At 35.7% G+C, this 17,265-nt stretch carries 15 protein-coding genes and 4 tRNA genes; all 19 read right to left on the bottom strand.

The window, feature by feature from the left end; all coding sequences use genetic code 11:
- Window positions 1–13: 13 nt before the first annotated feature.
- A complete protein-coding gene (locus tag ACWPWS_RS11275; RefSeq protein ID WP_454046549.1) occupies window positions 14–2,359 on the bottom strand; it encodes a GumC family protein in 2,346 nt (781 codons plus the stop codon).
- A 3-nt stretch (window positions 2,360–2,362) separates the two neighbouring features.
- Window positions 2,363–3,073 carry a polysaccharide biosynthesis/export family protein gene (locus tag ACWPWS_RS11280; protein WP_454046550.1) on the bottom strand — a complete coding sequence of 237 codons (711 nt, stop codon included), beginning with the start codon at window positions 3,071–3,073 and terminating at the stop codon, window positions 2,363–2,365.
- 325 nt (window positions 3,074–3,398) lie between these two features.
- Complete coding sequence (locus ACWPWS_RS11285) at window positions 3,399–5,306, bottom strand: polysaccharide biosynthesis protein (protein ID WP_454046551.1); 1,908 nt, start codon at window positions 5,304–5,306, stop codon at window positions 3,399–3,401.
- Between the two features lie 288 nt (window positions 5,307–5,594).
- Window positions 5,595–5,668, bottom strand: a tRNA-Asp gene (locus ACWPWS_RS11290).
- 32 nt (window positions 5,669–5,700) lie between these two features.
- Window positions 5,701–5,774 (bottom strand) — tRNA-Asp (locus ACWPWS_RS11295).
- Between the two features lie 33 nt (window positions 5,775–5,807).
- Window positions 5,808–5,881, bottom strand: a tRNA-Asp gene (locus ACWPWS_RS11300).
- A 31-nt stretch (window positions 5,882–5,912) separates the two neighbouring features.
- Window positions 5,913–5,986: transfer RNA gene (locus ACWPWS_RS11305), tRNA-Asp, on the bottom strand.
- A 125-nt stretch (window positions 5,987–6,111) separates the two neighbouring features.
- A complete protein-coding gene (gene trxA, locus ACWPWS_RS11310) occupies window positions 6,112–6,429 on the bottom strand; it encodes a thioredoxin (RefSeq protein ID WP_027374941.1) in 318 nt (105 codons plus the stop codon).
- Window positions 6,430–6,514: 85 nt separating this feature from the next.
- Window positions 6,515–7,690, bottom strand: coding sequence for a cysteine desulfurase family protein (locus ACWPWS_RS11315; RefSeq protein WP_454046552.1), 1,176 nt, complete (start codon window positions 7,688–7,690; stop codon window positions 6,515–6,517).
- Between the two features lie 2 nt (window positions 7,691–7,692).
- Window positions 7,693–8,151, bottom strand: coding sequence for a hypothetical protein (locus ACWPWS_RS11320; RefSeq protein ID WP_454046553.1), 459 nt, complete (start codon window positions 8,149–8,151; stop codon window positions 7,693–7,695).
- A gap of 24 nt (window positions 8,152–8,175) precedes the next feature.
- Window positions 8,176–8,763, bottom strand: a complete 588-nt coding sequence (locus ACWPWS_RS11325) for an HAD family hydrolase (RefSeq protein ID WP_105683829.1) — start codon at window positions 8,761–8,763, stop codon at window positions 8,176–8,178.
- Window positions 8,764–8,767: 4 nt separating this feature from the next.
- Window positions 8,768–9,493, bottom strand: a complete 726-nt coding sequence (locus ACWPWS_RS11330; RefSeq protein WP_454046554.1) for an SDR family NAD(P)-dependent oxidoreductase — start codon at window positions 9,491–9,493, stop codon at window positions 8,768–8,770.
- On the bottom strand, window positions 9,493–10,812 hold the full coding sequence (locus ACWPWS_RS11335) for an FAD-binding oxidoreductase (RefSeq protein ID WP_105683827.1): 1,320 nt from the start codon (window positions 10,810–10,812) through the stop codon (window positions 9,493–9,495). Before ACWPWS_RS11335 ends, ACWPWS_RS11330 begins: the two co-directional genes overlap by 1 nt.
- Window positions 10,809–11,696, bottom strand: coding sequence for a decaprenyl-phosphate phosphoribosyltransferase (locus ACWPWS_RS11340; RefSeq protein WP_454046555.1), 888 nt, complete (start codon window positions 11,694–11,696; stop codon window positions 10,809–10,811). Before ACWPWS_RS11340 ends, ACWPWS_RS11335 begins: the two co-directional genes overlap by 4 nt.
- A gap of 107 nt (window positions 11,697–11,803) precedes the next feature.
- A complete protein-coding gene (locus ACWPWS_RS11345; protein ID WP_105683825.1) occupies window positions 11,804–12,493 on the bottom strand; it encodes an OmpA family protein in 690 nt (229 codons plus the stop codon).
- 26 nt (window positions 12,494–12,519) lie between these two features.
- Window positions 12,520–13,011, bottom strand: coding sequence for a lipocalin family protein (locus ACWPWS_RS11350; RefSeq protein ID WP_209785660.1), 492 nt, complete (start codon window positions 13,009–13,011; stop codon window positions 12,520–12,522).
- A gap of 124 nt (window positions 13,012–13,135) precedes the next feature.
- Complete coding sequence (locus ACWPWS_RS11355; protein WP_454046556.1) at window positions 13,136–14,821, bottom strand: S8 family serine peptidase; 1,686 nt, start codon at window positions 14,819–14,821, stop codon at window positions 13,136–13,138.
- Between the two features lie 87 nt (window positions 14,822–14,908).
- Window positions 14,909–15,529, bottom strand: a complete 621-nt coding sequence (locus tag ACWPWS_RS11360; RefSeq protein WP_454046557.1) for a WbqC family protein — start codon at window positions 15,527–15,529, stop codon at window positions 14,909–14,911.
- A gap of 59 nt (window positions 15,530–15,588) precedes the next feature.
- Entirely contained in the window at window positions 15,589–17,247 is a 1,659-nt protein-coding gene (lepB, locus tag ACWPWS_RS11365) for a signal peptidase I (protein WP_454046558.1), read from the bottom strand.
- Between the last annotated feature and the right edge of the window lie 18 nt (window positions 17,248–17,265).

Below are 17,265 nucleotides of genomic sequence, written 5' to 3' on the forward strand. Positions count from 1 at the left end.
TGAAGATAATTGATTATTTATTAAAAAGTTTCTGCCACCAATTTTTCTTTTTATCCACAGTATATCCGTAACCATAGCCATAGTTGTAACCGTAGCCATATCCTCCTACATTTTTAGCAACATCATTAATTACGAAAGAGACATTCTTTATTTTTGATTCTTTTACAAGTTTATTTGCAAATTCTATTAAGATTCTTCTTGATACTCCTGATCTTACAACATATATAGAAGCATCAGCTGTATCAGAAATACTCAATGTATCTGAAACCAACATCAGCGGAGCGGAATCAATCACAATATATTCGTAACGGGACGACATCTCACTGATAAGCTTCTGATAACGACCGTTAGAAAGAAGCTCCTGAGGATTTGGGGGAATAGATCCTGCATAAATGACATCACATTCAGGATTGGTATCGGAAGTATGAACAAGATCTTCCACATTTATCGTTTCATCATATAAATATTCCGTAAGACCAGTATTCTTAATACGCTCATCATCATATCTCTGTATCTGTGGATTTCTAACATCCGAACCAATTAGTAACGATCTTCCGTTTTTGCTTCCCAATGTCAGAGCAAGATTCACTGAAACCAGTGTTTTTCCTTCTCCTTTCACTGAAGAAGTTACCAATATGACTTTCGCCGAATCTTTCTTAGGAAGTACAAATTTAAGATTGGAAACCAATATTCTGAATGATTCTGCTAATTCTGAGAAATCGTTTCTCTGTACAAGGTGATTCTGATCGTCTTTCAGCGAAGGAATATCTACGAGTACCCCAAGTGATGAAATTTCTGCAATATCGGCACGATTGTAAATTTTATCATCCCACATAAAGAAAAGATAAAATATTCCTGCAGGTGCAAGCAATCCTAATATAAGTGCAGCCAACAGAATTATAATCTTCTTTGGAGAGACAGGTGCATCAATTGTATAAGCAGGATTTACAATTTTAGCTTTCGGAACATTAACAGAAAGATTGATTGCGTTCTCTTCTCTTTTCTGTAAAAGGAAAAGGAAAAGCTGTTCTTTAAGATTCTGCTGACGTTCGATACCTCTGTAAACTTTCGACTGTCCGGGAACTTTTTCAATCATTCCGTTACTGGCAGAAATCTGACTGTTTATCTGTGCAATAGATGCCTGAATTGTAGCCTTTTGCTGACTGATATTATCTCTTACAATTTCTTTCAATGAAGAAATTTCTTTATTCATTTCTATCACAGCAGGGTTTTCATTGGTAGCCTGCTTCAGAGTTTTATTTCTACTAATAACAAGAGTGTTATATTGTGAAATTGCCTGTTCCAGAGAAGGATTTAATCCTAAATTAGAAGGCATAAGCTGATTAGAACCCTTGGAAGCTTCAGATTGAAGAGAGTTAAGGAGATCCAGCTGCGTTTGCTGCTGAAGAAGTTGTTTTGTGTTATCGGTCGTATTTTGAAGTGCCAACTGCGCCTGCGCCTGCAAGTCTACAATTCGGTTACGGTTCTGGAAGTCTTCTTTCTGATTTTCAACGCCAGAAAGATCTCGTGAGATAACTTCTAATCGTTTATCAATAAACTCCTGAGTATTTTGAGCTTGTAAGTTTTTATCTCTTAGCCCATCCAGGTTATACTGTTTGGTTACTTCATTAAGAATAGCTTCTGATTTTTCAGGAACAGTTCCTATGATGCTAATGTCCATAAGCATCGCTTTCTGATCCGGAATATCAACCTGAACCTTTTTTTCCAAAGATTTTACCTTCTCTTGAGGATTCCAGAACACAATTTTATATTTATCCTTAAAAGTAAGTCCCGGAACTTTTTGGAGAACTACAGTTCCGAAATCAAGAGCCAGATTTTTATTGAAACTACCTTTTACTTTTTTCTGATCTATACCCTCTAAAACGAAATCATTTCCATTGACTTCTTTCACAAGATATTCGGATGAAACAAATTTCTTGATATCAGTTTTATAAGATATAATTTTGGCTTCGATAGGTACTTTTATGAATAATTCAGAATCCCTTATTTCACCAGAATTATAATATTGTACGTTAAGGTTAAGGTTTTCAACAACCTTCATTAGAATAGGTCTGGAACTTACTACAGCAACCTCACTTTTAAGCTCGTCTGCATTTCCCAAGCCAAGCCCAAGATTGTCAAGGTCAATCAAAGCACCACTTAGATCCGATTGTTTTTTATCAAATTTTAGAGTTGTGGTAGACTGATACTGAGGTACAGCATACCGAAGATATACAAAGGCAACGATAACAAATAATAATACAGATGCTATAAACCAAGGCCATTTGCCTAAATACTTTCCAATGATCTTTCTCAGATCTAAAGACTCTTCACTTTCCTGAAATTCTATCTGCTGCATATTTTATCTACGAGTTAAAGCAATAATAAGTGTACCAGCTGTCAGTAAAGCACCAATAATCTGGAATGTAAGGGCTCTGTTCGGATTAGAGTTGGCCTGAACCTGTTTGTTTTTGTCCGGCTGCACATACAATATGTCGTTCTGCCTCATATAATAGTACGGTGAATTTACAATATCTGATCTCGTAAGATCAACATTGACAATCTGATCTGATCCATCATCTCCGGAACGGATCAATTTTACATTGGTACGGTCTCCAAAATCTGTCATATCACCCGCAAGACCAAGAGCCTGGAAAATATTGATCTTTTGGGAAATACTTTCTTTCTGTCCAGGATTCTTTACTTCCCCTAAGATGCTTACATTAAAATTTTTCAGGGTAATCGTAACCAAAGGGTCTGTCAGGTATCTTTTCAACCTAGTTTCCAGGTCCTGTTTAAGCTGTACCTGCGTCATTCCTTTAGTATATACATTTCCTATTACAGGAAAATAAATATTTCCTTCTTCATTTACCAAATACTCACTTGGCTGAACATATTGATTTACTCCCGTACTGCTTGCACTTCCAACTTTATTGGCAGTATTAAGATTGAAAGGTTTTACCGCAACTTCATCTAATGCAGAAACAAGGATTAGCAGCACATCACCTTCCTGAATATGCAAGCCCTGAAATTTAGCTTTTGCAACCTCCTCTTCCATGTTATGTTTCGACATATAAACCATATTCTGCTTCGGTCTGCATGATAACAATATAACCGATAACAGTGTTATATATGTAATAATCTTTTTATTCATATGTTATTATTCTAAGTCTACTTGTGTTATTATTTTAAATCTATCTAAATTAATTTAAGATACTTATTGTAAGAAGCTAACCATATATTTCACTATTTTACGAGTAATTTTACTGGTGTAAAGCGTATATTAATCTGTATATTTAAATTAATTCTTTCTCTAGCAATTTTCATTCCGTTTGGAAATAAAATAGCAAAATTATTATTTTATATTAGTTTTTTGTTTATTTTATTCTTTAATTTCATCAAGATACTTCATATTCAGATATCTTATCAAGAATTTCAAATTCGGAATTATTACTTATAAATTCCGGCACAATGGTTTTTAATATTCTCACAATCTGCAAACTATCTTTATTCATTGCTGACAGAATAATTTGTTTACACAAAATTTCTATCTCTTCAAACTCCATAAGCGGATCTCTTGAAATCATAATCTTCTCATGATGGGTAGGAATAGTGGTAGAATGATCTGTTAATAGTTCCTCATACAGCTTTTCACCAGGTCTTAATCCTATAAAATCAATTTTAATATCAATACCCGGAGTATATCCTGATAATTTTATCATTCTTTCCGCCAAATCCAGAATTTTAACCGGTTTCCCCATATCAAAAACATAAATTTCTCCACCCTGCCCCATTGTTCCTGCCTGCAGTACCAATTCGCAAGCCTCAGGAATAGTCATGAAATAACGAATGATATCAGGATGAGTAATCGTCACCGGACCTCCTTTTTCAATTTGTTTTTTGAAATGGGGTATTACGGAACCATTGGAACCCAGTACATTTCCAAAACGGGTTGTAATAAATTTTGTTGTGTTCTGCGAAGAATTTTGCAGAGACTGTACAAAGAGTTCAGCAGTCCTTTTAGAAGCACCCATCACGTTCGTAGGGTTTACAGCTTTATCTGTAGAGACCATCACAAAACGATTAACATTGTATTTTTTTGATAAAAGGGCTACATTTTGAGTCCCGCCAATGTTTACGAAAATAGCTTCATGCGGATTATCTTCTATTAAAGGGACATGTTTGTATGCTGCGGCATGATAAACTATTGAAAACTGATTATCATCAAACAATTTTTCCATTCTGGAATAGTTCGAAATATCCGCCAATACAAATTTGAATTTTTGATTAGGGAATCTTTCCAACAACTCAAGCTGTAACTCATATAAAGGAGATTCGGCCTGATCTACAACAACAATAAGTGAGGAATTTAACTGAGCAACTTGCCTTACAATTTCACTTCCTATAGATCCGGCTCCTCCGGTTACTAAAATATTTTTATGAACATGGTAACTCCTTACCTCATCATTTTCTATTTTAATGACCGGACGATCAAGTAAATCTTCTATCTGAAGCGGACGGATATTTCTCACAATATCATCTTCTTTTGTGATATTGACTACAGGTGCTTTTAACACCTTCAACCCATTATCCAATGCAAGACTGGTCCATTCTTCCATCTCAGACTTTGTCATAACATCCTTGATTAAAACCGCATCAAATTGACCTTTCAGCGTATCACTTTTGAAAAATTGTTTTTTATTATAAATTTTATGACCAAGCAACATTGCTTTTTGAGAATCCGATCTTGTGCTAAGAAATCCTGCCAGACGGTAAGGATGATCGGGATTATGAATAATAGCCTTTGCTAATGAAATAGAAGTATCTTCCACCCCTACAATAACAATTCTTTCTTTGTGTGCCACCTCCTTAGGAAGCAAAATACCAAAAACCTGTTTGGTTGCCATTCTGAAAAAGAACATCAGAAAAATAGAGATAAAGAAAAATAGAAAAAGAACAGGATACAAATACACAGGCTTACCCAATATCAATTCTGACATAAAATTAAGGCCCAGCATAGCAATAAGAGCACTACCCGAAGACCATAAAATTTTAAAAAAATCAAAAAAAGTAGAGTGCCTTATAATTCCCGCATACGTTTTGAATAGAAGTATACACAAAACATTCACAACAACTACGGAAAATATTTTTTCATTTTGATATTCTGCAAAATTAAATTTTACTTTTAGACTATTTAAAAGCAAATATGAAACTAAAACAGAAAAAAAAATGACAGAAATATCAATAAGAAAAACCGACCACCTGGGCATATACCTTAACTCCCTGATTTTAAATACATCCCCCATATACAAATAAACCTAAAACACCATTTTCATTAATTCAACACCTGGTGGTTTTTATTATCAAACGAAGATAATAATTATTATTATTAATTTTAATATTATATGTTAATTTTTATTCAAAATATAATCTTCCGTATCAGGAATATTTGAGAATAAAGTTTAAAAAGTAAAACTAATGCACAGCTTACGAGAAAGCTTTTCATACTCACTCTCCTCAAACATATAACACAAAAAAAATACTGTAAAATAGATCTATTTTACAGTATTTTGACTACTTTAATATCGCAGTTGCGATCCGGACGGGACTCGAACCCGCGACCTCCGCCGTGACAGGGCGGCATTCTAACCAGCTGAACTACCGGATCAATTTTTTTAAAAGAAATTGAGAAAACTTCTGCGATCCGGACGGGACTCGAACCCGCGACCTCCGCCGTGACAGGGCGGCATTCTAACCAGCTGAACTACCGGATCAATTTTTTTTAAAAGAAATTGAGAAAACTTCTGCGATCCGGACGGGACTCGAACCCGCGACCTCCGCCGTGACAGGGCGGCATTCTAACCAGCTGAACTACCGGATCAATTTTTTTAAAAGAAATTGAGAAAACTCTGCGATCCGGACGGGACTCGAACCCGCGACCTCCGCCGTGACAGGGCGGCATTCTAACCAGCTGAACTACCGGATCATTATTTTAAAGAACGTCGTTTCTTTTTCGTGGTTGCAAAATTACAACTTTTTTTGTTATCTGCAAATTATTTTAAAAAAAATGCCTCCCAATGCTGGAAGGCGTTCATTATCAAACTTATTTTTTTATAAGTGAGCGCTTAATTTTTCAGCGATTACCTCTTTTGGAGCTACACCTACTAATTTATCAACTACTTCTCCATTCTTAAAAATAAGAACTGTAGGAATATTTCTAATACCATACTGCATAGAAATCTCTTGGTTGTTGTCTACATCTACTTTCCCAACTACTGCTTTACCTTCAAAATCTGATGCTACTTCTTCGATGATTGGTCCTAAAGTTCTGCAAGGTCCACACCATACTGCCCAGAAGTCTACTAATACCGGTTTATCTGATTTTAAAACCGTATCCTGAAATGAGCTGTCTGTAATTTCTAAAGCCATTTTTTGTCTCTTTTATTTTAATTAATATTATTTTTCTTTTAATCCTTTATTGGATGTTCAAAATTACGATTTTTAGAGCATAAGACTATCTATGCTCAACATTAGTTTTTTCTATAGTGTAATCGCTTGAAATTTCTTTCAAGGCATTGACTAATGTATCAATCTCCGCTTTGGTCGTCATATGGCTGAAAGAGATACGTAATGGTGTACAGTGATCCATTTCATCCTCAGAAAGTACCATCATCATTACCATTGAAGGTTTTGATGCTCCTGATGAGCATGCACTTCCCTGAGAGATTGCAATTCCTTTCATGTCCAGTTGAAGTCCTATTAATGGATTTTTATAAGGCAATAAAGCACTTAAAACGGTATAAAGGCTGTTTTCCTTTTCAGCACTTCTTCCGTTGAATTTAATTCCATTTATTTCTGCAGAAAGTCTTTCAATTGCATAATCTTTAATATCCTGCATATGGTGGGTATAATCCTCCATATGATTTAGAGAAAGCTCTAATGCCTTACCTAACCCTACGATACCGCAAACATTTTCAGTTCCGGCTCTAAGGCTTCTTTCCTGAGGTCCTCCAGTAATAATTCCTTTTAAACCTGTTGCTTTTCTGATAAATGCAAACCCTGCTCCTTTTGGCCCGTGAAATTTGTGGGCACTGCAGGATGCAAAATCTACAGAGATATCTGAAAAGTCAAGGTTCATATGAGCCATGGTCTGTACAGTATCTGAGTGGAAAAGCGCATGATGCTCTTTGCACAGTTGGGCAACCTGTTTAAGGTTGATGATATTTCCGATTTCGTTGTTGGCATGCATTAAGCTTACCAGTGTTTTTTTATCTGAAGCTTTTAAAAGCTCTTCTAATTTAGCAAGATCAATATCTCCTTTTTCATTGGGACGGATGTAGTTCACTTCTACTCCTTTTCTGCTTTTCATATCCAGAATACTTTCAGAAACACATTTATGTTCCAGAGGAGAGCTGATGATTCTTTCTACTCCCAGATGTTCTACCGAGGATTTGATGATCATGTTGTTTGATTCGGTACCACAGGAAGTGAAAATGATTTCAGCAGGACTTACATGAAGATAGTCTGCAACCTGTCTTCTTACATTTTCAATAAGGATTTTTGCTTCCTGACCAAAACTGTGTGTTGAAGACGGGTTTCCGAAATTCATTTTCATAGTGCCAACCATTGCATCTATAACTTCTTCTGCAAGCGGAGTGGTTGCGGCATTATCTAAATATACTTTATCCATTATTATTTTGAATATTTTAATTCTACGGAGGTAAACTTGTAATCTGCAGGAACAGTAAAAATAAACCAAGGACTGGAGATCACCTGAATTTCCATTCCGCCTGAGGGTTCTCCGGCCGGAACTTCTACATACAGAATCTGGTTTTTCACAGATATACTTTTGATCTCTTCAATTTTATGGCTCCCTGATCTGAAGGTTCCCAAATTGTATAAAACGACTTTTTTGTTTTTCGGAAACTGCGGGTATTTGATATACGATTCATTTCCCAGGTCTGCAATTCCAAAACTTCCTTTAATAATAGTACGAAAATCTGTTTCGTCTTTAATGATTTTAAAGCCGGGCGCCTCAGCTCCTCCCTGAGATTCAGAGACAAGAAGTTCCGTATTTTCCTGTACAGCAGAAGATTTCTGAGTTGAACAGCTCATAAAAATTACTGCACATGCTATTAACAGGCTTTTCATTTTTTACAATTTTATCTCCCAAAATTAATGAAAAAATTGGTAATGTCCCTCATTTGCCCATTTCAACATTGGCCGATCTCCTGAAGTATCCCCAAATGCAATAATTTTATCGTATTTAGAATCGTTGATTTCTGCTTTAATTCTTACCAGTTTTTCTTTCCCGTTGCAGTTTTTTCCTACAAAATTTCCTGTGAAAACCCCGTTCTTAAACTCTGCCCGCGTAGAAACAAGCTCCATTTTCAGTTCATCAGCGAAAGGCTTCACCCAAATATCTAATGAAGCAGTTACCAATAAACTTTGTGTATTATTCCTATCGATATTTTTTATAAAGTCTAACGCATTTTCCCTCACTATTTTAGGATAATGCTGGTCAAAAAACTGTTTAGATTTCTGTTCTATTTTTTCCTGGGTCTGTCCTCTTAAAATGGAACCGATAAAGCTTTTTTTTACTTTTTCCGTTTCGGCCAGTTTCAGTTTCAGCAGAATAAACAGAGGTACATGTCTTAAAAATTGTATACGGTATTTTGTAGAATCGTAAAATTTAAGATACATAAACATGGTATCTTTATACGTCAAGGTTCCGTCAAAATCAAAACAATACAATTTTTTCATTTTTTTAAAGCTTTAATTTTTTGAATATAAACTCAGGAATATTCCTGATAATCATCATAATAACACTCCAAACCGGCAAAACATATGCCACGTTTTTCTCCTTTTTGAAGGCTTTATAAATACACGCAGCGGCCTGTTTGGGAGTCGCTGTCAACTTCGGATTCAAAGGAAGTCCTTCTGTCATCTTAGTGGCCATAAACCCTGGTTTTATGGTAAGAACATGTACTTTTTTATCAAAAAGATAGTTTCTCAAACCACTCAAATAAGCTGTAAAAGCTGCTTTAGCGCTTCCATAGATAAAATTACTCTGCCTTCCTCTGTCTCCTGCCACGGATGAAAGCCCGATAATCGTTCCGGATCTTCTGCTTTCAAACTTATGGGCAAAATAATTCATCACAGGAACCAGTTTCGAATAATTGATGTCAATGATACGTTCTGTATTTCGATTATCATACAATCCTTCTTCTGTTCCATCACCTAAATATCCTACGGCACAAAATAATACATTTGAATTGATATTATCAAATCTATTGTAATCAATTTCTTTCGTCAGATCCAGTTCAATGACTTCCGCCTGCTGCAGAAACTTTACATCAATATGTCTAGCAAAACGCTCTGTAGTTTCTTTATTTGAGGTAAAAAGATAGATTTTTTCAAACTTTTCTCCTTCCTGAAGTGCTTTTTCCACAAAAGCCTGTGCCACTTCAGATGTACTTCCCAGAACTATCATTATGAGTTATTATTTATGATTCTTTTGTGCTGTAAAGACACAAATTTAGGATTTTGAATATTTTTCAGGTAGCTGGTCAATGATGATCTGCTCATACTGTCTTTGGTAAGATAAATTCTTCCTCCAAACTCCTGAACAATAGCATCAAGCTGATCTACCAGTTTTTTCAGTTTTGAATTGACTTTAAAATCCAGAGCCAGTGTATACCCTTCCACAGGGAATGAGTTGTAGGCCTGAGGATTGTTCTTTCCAAAAAGTTTTAAAACCGCTAAGAATGATCCGTTCCCGCTATTGGCAATCGTTTCAAGAATTCTTTTCATTCCTTCTTTTCCGGTTTCTTTAGGAATCACCATCTGATACTGTATAAAACCGGATTTCCCGTAGATCTTATTCCAATCTGTGATGGCATCCAAAGGATAGAAAAACGTCTCATAGTCGATAAAGTTTTTTACTTCTTTTTTAGACTGTTTTTTATAGTAGAGCCAGTTGAATATTTTAACGGTAAGGGCATTCAGTACAAATCCCGGAAAATAAAAAGGAACTGTAGGCTGTAATTTTTTCTTCAACCGTAGGGGTGTTTTTGAAAAACTCTGTGGAAGTTCATGCTGAAAAGCGTGCTCTCCTCTCATCAGAATACTTCTACCAATATTTTTTCCTTTCTGAAGGCAATCAATCCATGCAACAGTGTAGGTCCAGTTTTCACTTTCTTCAAACAGTTTAAATATTTCATCCAGATTATCTGCTTTTATACTTTCCTGACGAATGTATGCAGATTCTATATTTTTAAGTTTAAATTTCGCTGTAAGAATGATACCGGTAAGTCCCATTCCTCCAATGGTAGCCCAAAACTTTTCTGAATTTTCTTCTCTGGAACAGGTAATAATTTCCCCGTTCTCAGTCATGAGCTTAAATTCAATCACATATTCTGAAAAGCATCCTTCTGCATGATGATTTTTTCCATGAACATCGGAAGCAATAGCACCTCCTACTGATACAAATTTTGTCCCGGGAGTTACATACAGAAAATATCCTTGCGGAACAGCTATTTCCAGTACATCGGAAAGCAGTACTCCGGATTCACATTCTATGATCCCGTTCAAGCGGTCAAAATTGATGAACTTATTTAATTTTTTTGTTGAAAATATAGATTCTCCCAGCGAAGCATCTCCGTAACATCTTCCATTCCCTCTTGCAATAACTTCGTTGTGATTGAGTACAAATTCTTTTATTTTTCTGAAACTGTCCTCGGATCTCATTTCCTTCTCTACTATGGGAAAGTTTCCCCAGTTTGTAACTTTCTGTATGAAATTAGGCTTCATTTCTTAAAATAAATTTGAATTAAAAATGCAACTACCCAAAGCAACAGAGTAACCTGTATATAACGGTCTCTGTAAACAATTTTTGTAGGAGATTCTGTCCTGTTATAAACCAATGTCTGCTGAAGATATCTTAACAATGCGAACACAACGAAAATCACCGTATAGAAAACCCGTTCATGAAATCTTTCCTGAACTTCCGGAGACAGTGTAAACATCAGATAACAAATGATAGCTAACGTAATAGAAATGGATAAGGCAATATCGGCAAACTGAACGTTATATCCATCCAGAGCTTTTCTTGTTTTTCCTGAAACCTGAGCATTGATAAGCTCTCCTCTTCTTTTCCCGATAGCCAGTACTAATGCCAATACAAACGTTAACAGAATCGCCCATTGCGAAATACTGATTCCGGTAATATAACCTCCAGCCAGTACACGCAATACAAATCCTATGGCAATAATAAAAATATCAATGATAGGAACATGTTTAAGCCTAAAAGTATAGGCAAGATTCATTACCACATAAAACCCTATGATGATGGCAAATTTCCAGAGTAGCTCATGGAAATAAAGTTTTGTAAAGAATACAAGAGCAATATCTACAACAATAAGACCGATAAGAATTCCTATGGCTTTTGATTTTGAAATAGCTCCACTCGCCAAAGGTCTTCTCCTTTTTTCAGGATGTTTTTTGTCTGCTTCAATATCATTATAATCATTCAGGATATACACCACACTGGCAGCAAGCGAAAATATAACAAATGCAAAAATGCTTTTGAGAAGCAGATCTATATTGGTAATATTACCTGAAAAGAAAAGAGGGACAAATACAAAAAGGTTTTTCACCCATTGCTCCACACGGAGCAGCTTTAAATATTTCTTCATTTATGTTATTTCAAATACAAAAATAATAAATTCAAAGTTTCTAGCATAAAAATACAAAAAAAACCGCCGGGGCGGTCTTTTACGAAAATATTTATATATTAAATTAACTATTGGCCTTGTTTGGCATCGTTAATCATTTTTTCATTGGCAGTAATAGCAAACTCTACTCTTCTGTTTTTAGCTCTTCCTTCGTCAGTATCGTTGCTTGCTACAGGCATTGCTTCTCCTTCACCTTTTGTAAACATTCTGTTTGATGCAATTCCTTTTCCTGATAAATATGCTTTCACAGCATCAGCTCTTCTCTGAGAAAGTTTAAGGTTGTAAGCATCTGCACCTTTGCTGTCTGTGTAACCATAGATATTGATATTTGTATCTGGGTTATTAACCAATACTTCAGCTAATTTATCAAGGTTTGTTTGGGCTACCGAAGTAAGGTTTGAAGAGTCAAAAGCGAAGTTAACAATACTTTCATTCATTGTTACTTTAATACCGTCTCCTACTCTTTCTACCTGAGCACCTGGTAAAGTTTCTTTAATATCTTTTGCCTGCTTATCCATTTTGTTACCGATAACGTTACCAGCAACACCTCCGATAATACCTCCTAATACAGCACCAATAGCACCGTTTCCTCCTTTACCTACATTATTACCAAGGATACCTCCCAGTACTGCCCCTGAAGCAACACCTACGGCTGTACCTCTTTGTTGGTGATTTGAATTCTGAACGGCTTCACAACTTGTCAATAATAATGCTGATGACAAGAAAAGAGCTCCTACGTATGTTTTTGTAAATTTCATTTTTTTTGATCTTTTATGTTGATAAATTATTTCATTCCTGCTCTCTGGAAGTTGTAAACTACTTTTACATTACCTCCTTCAAAAGGAACATCTTGCTCAAGCGAAAACTGATCTGTAGTCTGATTGATCAGAGTAAGGCTGTACCCCGCTGTATTTTGTTTTGCTTTTGTACCTGAAGCAATTTTTTTAAACATAAACGTATTACCGCCTTTTACTTCAAATTTGATAGGCTGTGTAATTGCCGGGCAATCTCCACCTCCGTTTAAAGTATACGCTCCTGTCCAGTTATTAGGAATCAATCTCCAGTGGCTTCCTACGAAGCACTGTGCGTCTGCGCCTTCGTCAAAAGGTTTAATTTTATAACCTTTATCATAATCTATGCTCACAATCTGCCAGTCTCCTTTTATTTTCAGGAAATCTGCTCTTTGATTTTGAGATGTAGCTGCTTTGTTAACAGAGGAACACGAAACTGCAAAAAGTGATGTTCCCAACATCCCTGCAAGTAGTAACTTTTTCATTTTGTTGTTTATTATTTTGTTACTATAAAGTTACAAAAAACCGTGCCAAAATTTAAAATAAAAAATAAAAAGTCCGAAAAAATTCGGACTCTTTATGATTTCTCCTTAAACACAGGGAGATAAATTATTTTTTAACAGCCTTTTTTACGGATTTCGAAGGCTTGGTATTACTTGACGGCTTACTCCCTTTGTAGAAATTGGTATAAGCGTATTCTGCAGCTTTTTTCAGGTCGATCACTCCACCCGCCTGGGATTGGTCTCCAAATCCATCTGCTGTACTTGGGTTACTGCTTTTTACAAGCGCTTCAATGATCTGATAAGGCTTCAGATCTGGCATATAAGCTAATAAAACAGCTGCTCCTCCGGCAACTACAGGTGAAGCCATAGAAGTACCCTGAAGGTATTTATATTGATTTTTAGGAACGGTAGAATAGATTTCCTCTCCCGGAGCAAAAACATTTACCATTTTCTTATTATAATTAGAAAAATCGGCTCTCAAGGCATTGTTTTTATTAGTACTTGCCCCTACCACAAGAACGTTGCTTACAAATGGTTTTTCATCAGTAACGTTTTTAAAGTTGGTAGGATATGCCAAATGTTCTGCTACATCTTCATTTTCGTTTCCAGCTGCTTTTACTAAAAGTACTCCTTTATCTTCAGCATATTTAAAAGCATCCCAAACCACATCTTTACCTGGAGAAACAGGTTTTCCGAAGCTCATGTTTAGAACTTTTGCTCCGTTATCAACGGCATATCTGATAGCATTAGCAACGTCTTTGTCTCTTTCATCTCCATTCGGAACAGTTCTTACAGACATGATTTTAGCAACTTTCGAGGCTACTCCATACTGAACTTCTTTTCCTTGTGGCAATCCGGCAATGATTCCTGCTACGTGGGTTCCGTGTTCTGCGTCTGCTCCTTCATAGTGATTATTTCCGTAGATTTTTTCAGAATAGTCATCATAGTTATCACCCACAATTTCTTTTCTTGGATCATAGGAAAGGTCATATTGTTTTGCTGCAGGCGCAAAATGATCGATTGCTTCTTTCATCTCCTCCTTCATCTTCTTTTCAAATTCCTCTGCAGATTTTCCTTTGAATTCCGGACTTTGAGAGATTTGTCCCAAGAAATCCAGGGCAATAGCATCTCTCTGATCTGTTGGGGCTTTAATAGCTGAAGTTGTTTCTGCAGTCACAGGCTTCCCTCCCAATAATTTTACCATATTAGGAATCAGCTCGTTTAGCATAGAATAGGTCTGAAAGCTTTGTTTTGCCTCGATACTTTTTTTATTGAACATATCTTTGGCCTTCATATACATATCAAACTCATCCTTCATTTTAGCCTGATTGGCTTTGTTCTTTGTGGAATCGTCTCCTTCGAAAACAGGCTTATATTTAGCAACAACTCTTGTTACCTCCATATTATCGATATCAATATCACCGTTTTTACCTCCTATAAAGTTCCATCCGTGTACATCATCAATATATCCGTTTCCATCATCATCTTTACCGTTTCCAGGAATTTCATTAGGGTTTGACCATAAGTTCTTTACCAATCCGGGGTGATCTACCTGTACTCCACTATCCAGAACTCCTACCACAACAGTTTTAGGCTTCAATCCTTTAGATTCTAAGTATTTATAAGCATTTGCCGTATTTACTCCATATACTTTTGAAGTTGCAAAATCTTTATGATACCATGTCATCAGATCTTTATCTTCGTTTGGATCAATACTTTTAGCTTTAGACTCCTGTGCAAAAGAGAAATTAAAGCCTGCTAAAAAAACTGCAGCTAATAATACCTTTTTCATATTTTGATATTTAATTTTTTAAAGACATATCCCAATCGCCACCTTCATGTGTTCTATGCTAAATATTTCCTTAATAGCGATGGTATGCTATAATTGTTTTATATTTTTTATATACACCAATGATTCCGGACCTTTATTACAAATAAGGTCAATAACCGAAAGGTCTTCCAAAAACCCTAATTTATCAGAAAACGTCTGGTAATAGTCTTCCATTTGAAATTCTGAAGGAACCTTTGCCGAAAACTTTTCTCTGAAATTGATACTTTCAGGATTTTTGATATATTCTTCATTCAAAGAGTGTGCCTTTTCTGTTTTCAATATCTGTTGGATTACTTCTATCCCTTTAAGGTTAAAGTCAAGAAGGAACTTTTCTTTAAGGTCAAATATTTTTCTGAATTTATCTTCATAATACTCGAAATACGGAGAGCTCTGATACGCTGTTTTGATTGATTTCCAATGAAGCGTTCTCCAGTCTTCACGGTAAGAGATTTCAACATCTTTATATTCTCTTTTTCCGTTATGATTGATAGGGATTATTAATGACAATTTCCCGTTGGCTCCATAGATGTTGGCTCTGTTTCTATAAGTCTGTTTGGGAAAGTTTTCAAACTGTTCCAGTACAATTTCACTCTCAGGATTTAAAAACACTGAAAACCATGAAATTGGTGGCATATAAAATGCCGGTAATAATACATTCTTCATATTCATAATACAAAAATGAAGTATTTTTTCAAATACTTCATTCTATTTTAAGTTTAATTTTTCTGTTAGTCGTCTTCAGTTTTTTTCTTTCCGAATAATTTCATGAAATATTCCCATCCGAAGAACAGGATCAGAATCATCGCTGCAATCCACCAGTAAGAGGTTTTATTGGCTTCTCCTGTATTGGTTGCTTTGAACATTCTTTCCCAACGGATTTTGAATGGCGCCTGATACGTAGAACTGCTGTCTGCAAAAGCACCCTGAAGGCTCATCCATGTGAACATTGGCTTTCCAACAATATTTTCTTCCGGAACAAAACCAAAGAATCTTGCGTCTAGTGAAGCATCCCTGTTGTCTCCTACCATCATATAATAATCCTGTTGAATAGTATATTGGCTGGCTTCTTTTCCGTTGATGAAAACTTTTCCGTTCTTTTTCTCTAAGCTGTTGTGTTCATATTCAGAAATAATCCACTGATACATTGGAAGTGTTTCCTGATTAATGGCTACAACATCTCCTTTTTTAGGAATTCTCACCGGACCGTACCAATCGGGATTCCAAGGTTTGTTAACTGGAAATATAGACTGTGTAGTATCTATACTTTTTGTATATGCTGATTTTTCTGCGTTTAATTTATATTGGATTGCAGGCATTCCTTTAGGCAAAATGCTTTCCTGCATATCAATTACATTTGGTAAAGCTTTAAGATCTTTAGCAATTTTATCAGTTAGTCCCTGAAAGGTATATTTAAACCCATTATTTGTTTGCTCTTCATTTACAGGAAGGAAACCGTAACCTTTATATAAAGCAGGGATGTCTAATTGTTCGCTCGTATTTATAACATATGCATGCTGTACTTCCTGATCACCTAAAACAGTTTCCGGCTTTCCATTTACAAAAAGTCTTCCGGCTCTCATTTCAAAAGTGTCACCTGCAGCAGCCACACATCTTTTTACGTAAGGATCTTTTCTATCAATTGCAGTATGTACGGAATCCTGAGGATAGTTGAAAACTACAACATCATTTTTCTGTGGTTTGTTGAATTGTAAAATTCTTGTGTAAGGAAGTTTTACTCCATCTACATAAGATTTGGGATCATCTTTCGGATTGCCTTTCTGTCCTGTATCCATAATTGTTCCCTGAAGGAAAGGTATAGCTACCGGACGCATCGGAAGTCTGTATCCGTAGCTCCATTTGTTAACAAAAAGGAAGTCACCTACCAGTAATGTTCTTTCCATAGATCCTGTAGGGATTCCGAATGGCTGTGTTACAAAAACGTGGATGATGGTAGCGAAAACTACTGCAAAGGTAATTGAACCAATGAATGTATCTTTCTTTTTATCATTTTTCTCTTCATCTGTAAGAAATAGCTCGTTGGCATTTTCATCTTCTAACTCTACATCTTTAGAATAGTTAATCACTGCCATATAAATAAATGGAAGGATTACGGTAAGAATCTGATCTTTGAAAAGTGTTTTCCCGAATTTTTTCACTAGATAAAGGTGAAAAACAGACATCATAATGGGCCCTACTATCGGAAGGTAAGAAAGAATTGCCCACCATTTCGGGTGTTTTGTTTCTTTCAGAATGATGAAATAGTTGTAAAAAGGGATAAAAGCAAATAAAGGGCTATAGCCCATTTTCTTGAACAGTTTCCAAGATGAAATACCCATCAATACGGATAGTATGAGGACATATACTGTATAAGTTAAAAAATAATTCATAAATTTTTGTGCCTATTC

Source organism: Chryseobacterium sp. Marseille-Q8038 (assembly GCF_965111995.1).

What these genes read in the sequence shown, in the direction of transcription:
- ACWPWS_RS11275 (WP_454046549.1), bottom strand. Translation starts at nt 2,359, where the DNA reads ATGCAGCAGATAGAATTTCAGGAAAGTGAAGAGTCTTTAGATCTGAGA.
- ACWPWS_RS11280 (WP_454046550.1), bottom strand. Translation starts at nt 3,073, where the DNA reads ATGTCGAAACATAACATGGAAGAGGAGGTTGCAAAAGCTAAATTTCAG.
- ACWPWS_RS11285 (WP_454046551.1), bottom strand. Translation starts at nt 5,306, where the DNA reads ATGGGGGATGTATTTAAAATCAGGGAGTTAAGGTATATGCCCAGGTGG.
- trxA (WP_027374941.1), bottom strand. Translation starts at nt 6,429, where the DNA reads ATGGCTTTAGAAATTACAGACAGCTCATTTCAGGATACGGTTTTAAAA.
- ACWPWS_RS11315 (WP_454046552.1), bottom strand. Translation starts at nt 7,690, where the DNA reads ATGGATAAAGTATATTTAGATAATGCCGCAACCACTCCGCTTGCAGAA.
- ACWPWS_RS11320 (WP_454046553.1), bottom strand. Translation starts at nt 8,151, where the DNA reads ATGAAAAGCCTGTTAATAGCATGTGCAGTAATTTTTATGAGCTGTTCA.
- ACWPWS_RS11325 (WP_105683829.1), bottom strand. Translation starts at nt 8,763, where the DNA reads ATGAAAAAATTGTATTGTTTTGATTTTGACGGAACCTTGACGTATAAA.
- ACWPWS_RS11330 (WP_454046554.1), bottom strand. Translation starts at nt 9,493, where the DNA reads ATGATAGTTCTGGGAAGTACATCTGAAGTGGCACAGGCTTTTGTGGAA.
- ACWPWS_RS11335 (WP_105683827.1), bottom strand. Translation starts at nt 10,812, where the DNA reads ATGAAGCCTAATTTCATACAGAAAGTTACAAACTGGGGAAACTTTCCC.
- ACWPWS_RS11340 (WP_454046555.1), bottom strand. Translation starts at nt 11,696, where the DNA reads ATGAAGAAATATTTAAAGCTGCTCCGTGTGGAGCAATGGGTGAAAAAC.
- ACWPWS_RS11345 (WP_105683825.1), bottom strand. Translation starts at nt 12,493, where the DNA reads ATGAAATTTACAAAAACATACGTAGGAGCTCTTTTCTTGTCATCAGCA.
- ACWPWS_RS11350 (WP_209785660.1), bottom strand. Translation starts at nt 13,011, where the DNA reads ATGAAAAAGTTACTACTTGCAGGGATGTTGGGAACATCACTTTTTGCA.
- ACWPWS_RS11355 (WP_454046556.1), bottom strand. Translation starts at nt 14,821, where the DNA reads ATGAAAAAGGTATTATTAGCTGCAGTTTTTTTAGCAGGCTTTAATTTC.
- ACWPWS_RS11360 (WP_454046557.1), bottom strand. Translation starts at nt 15,529, where the DNA reads ATGAATATGAAGAATGTATTATTACCGGCATTTTATATGCCACCAATT.
- lepB (WP_454046558.1), bottom strand. Translation starts at nt 17,247, where the DNA reads ATGAATTATTTTTTAACTTATACAGTATATGTCCTCATACTATCCGTA.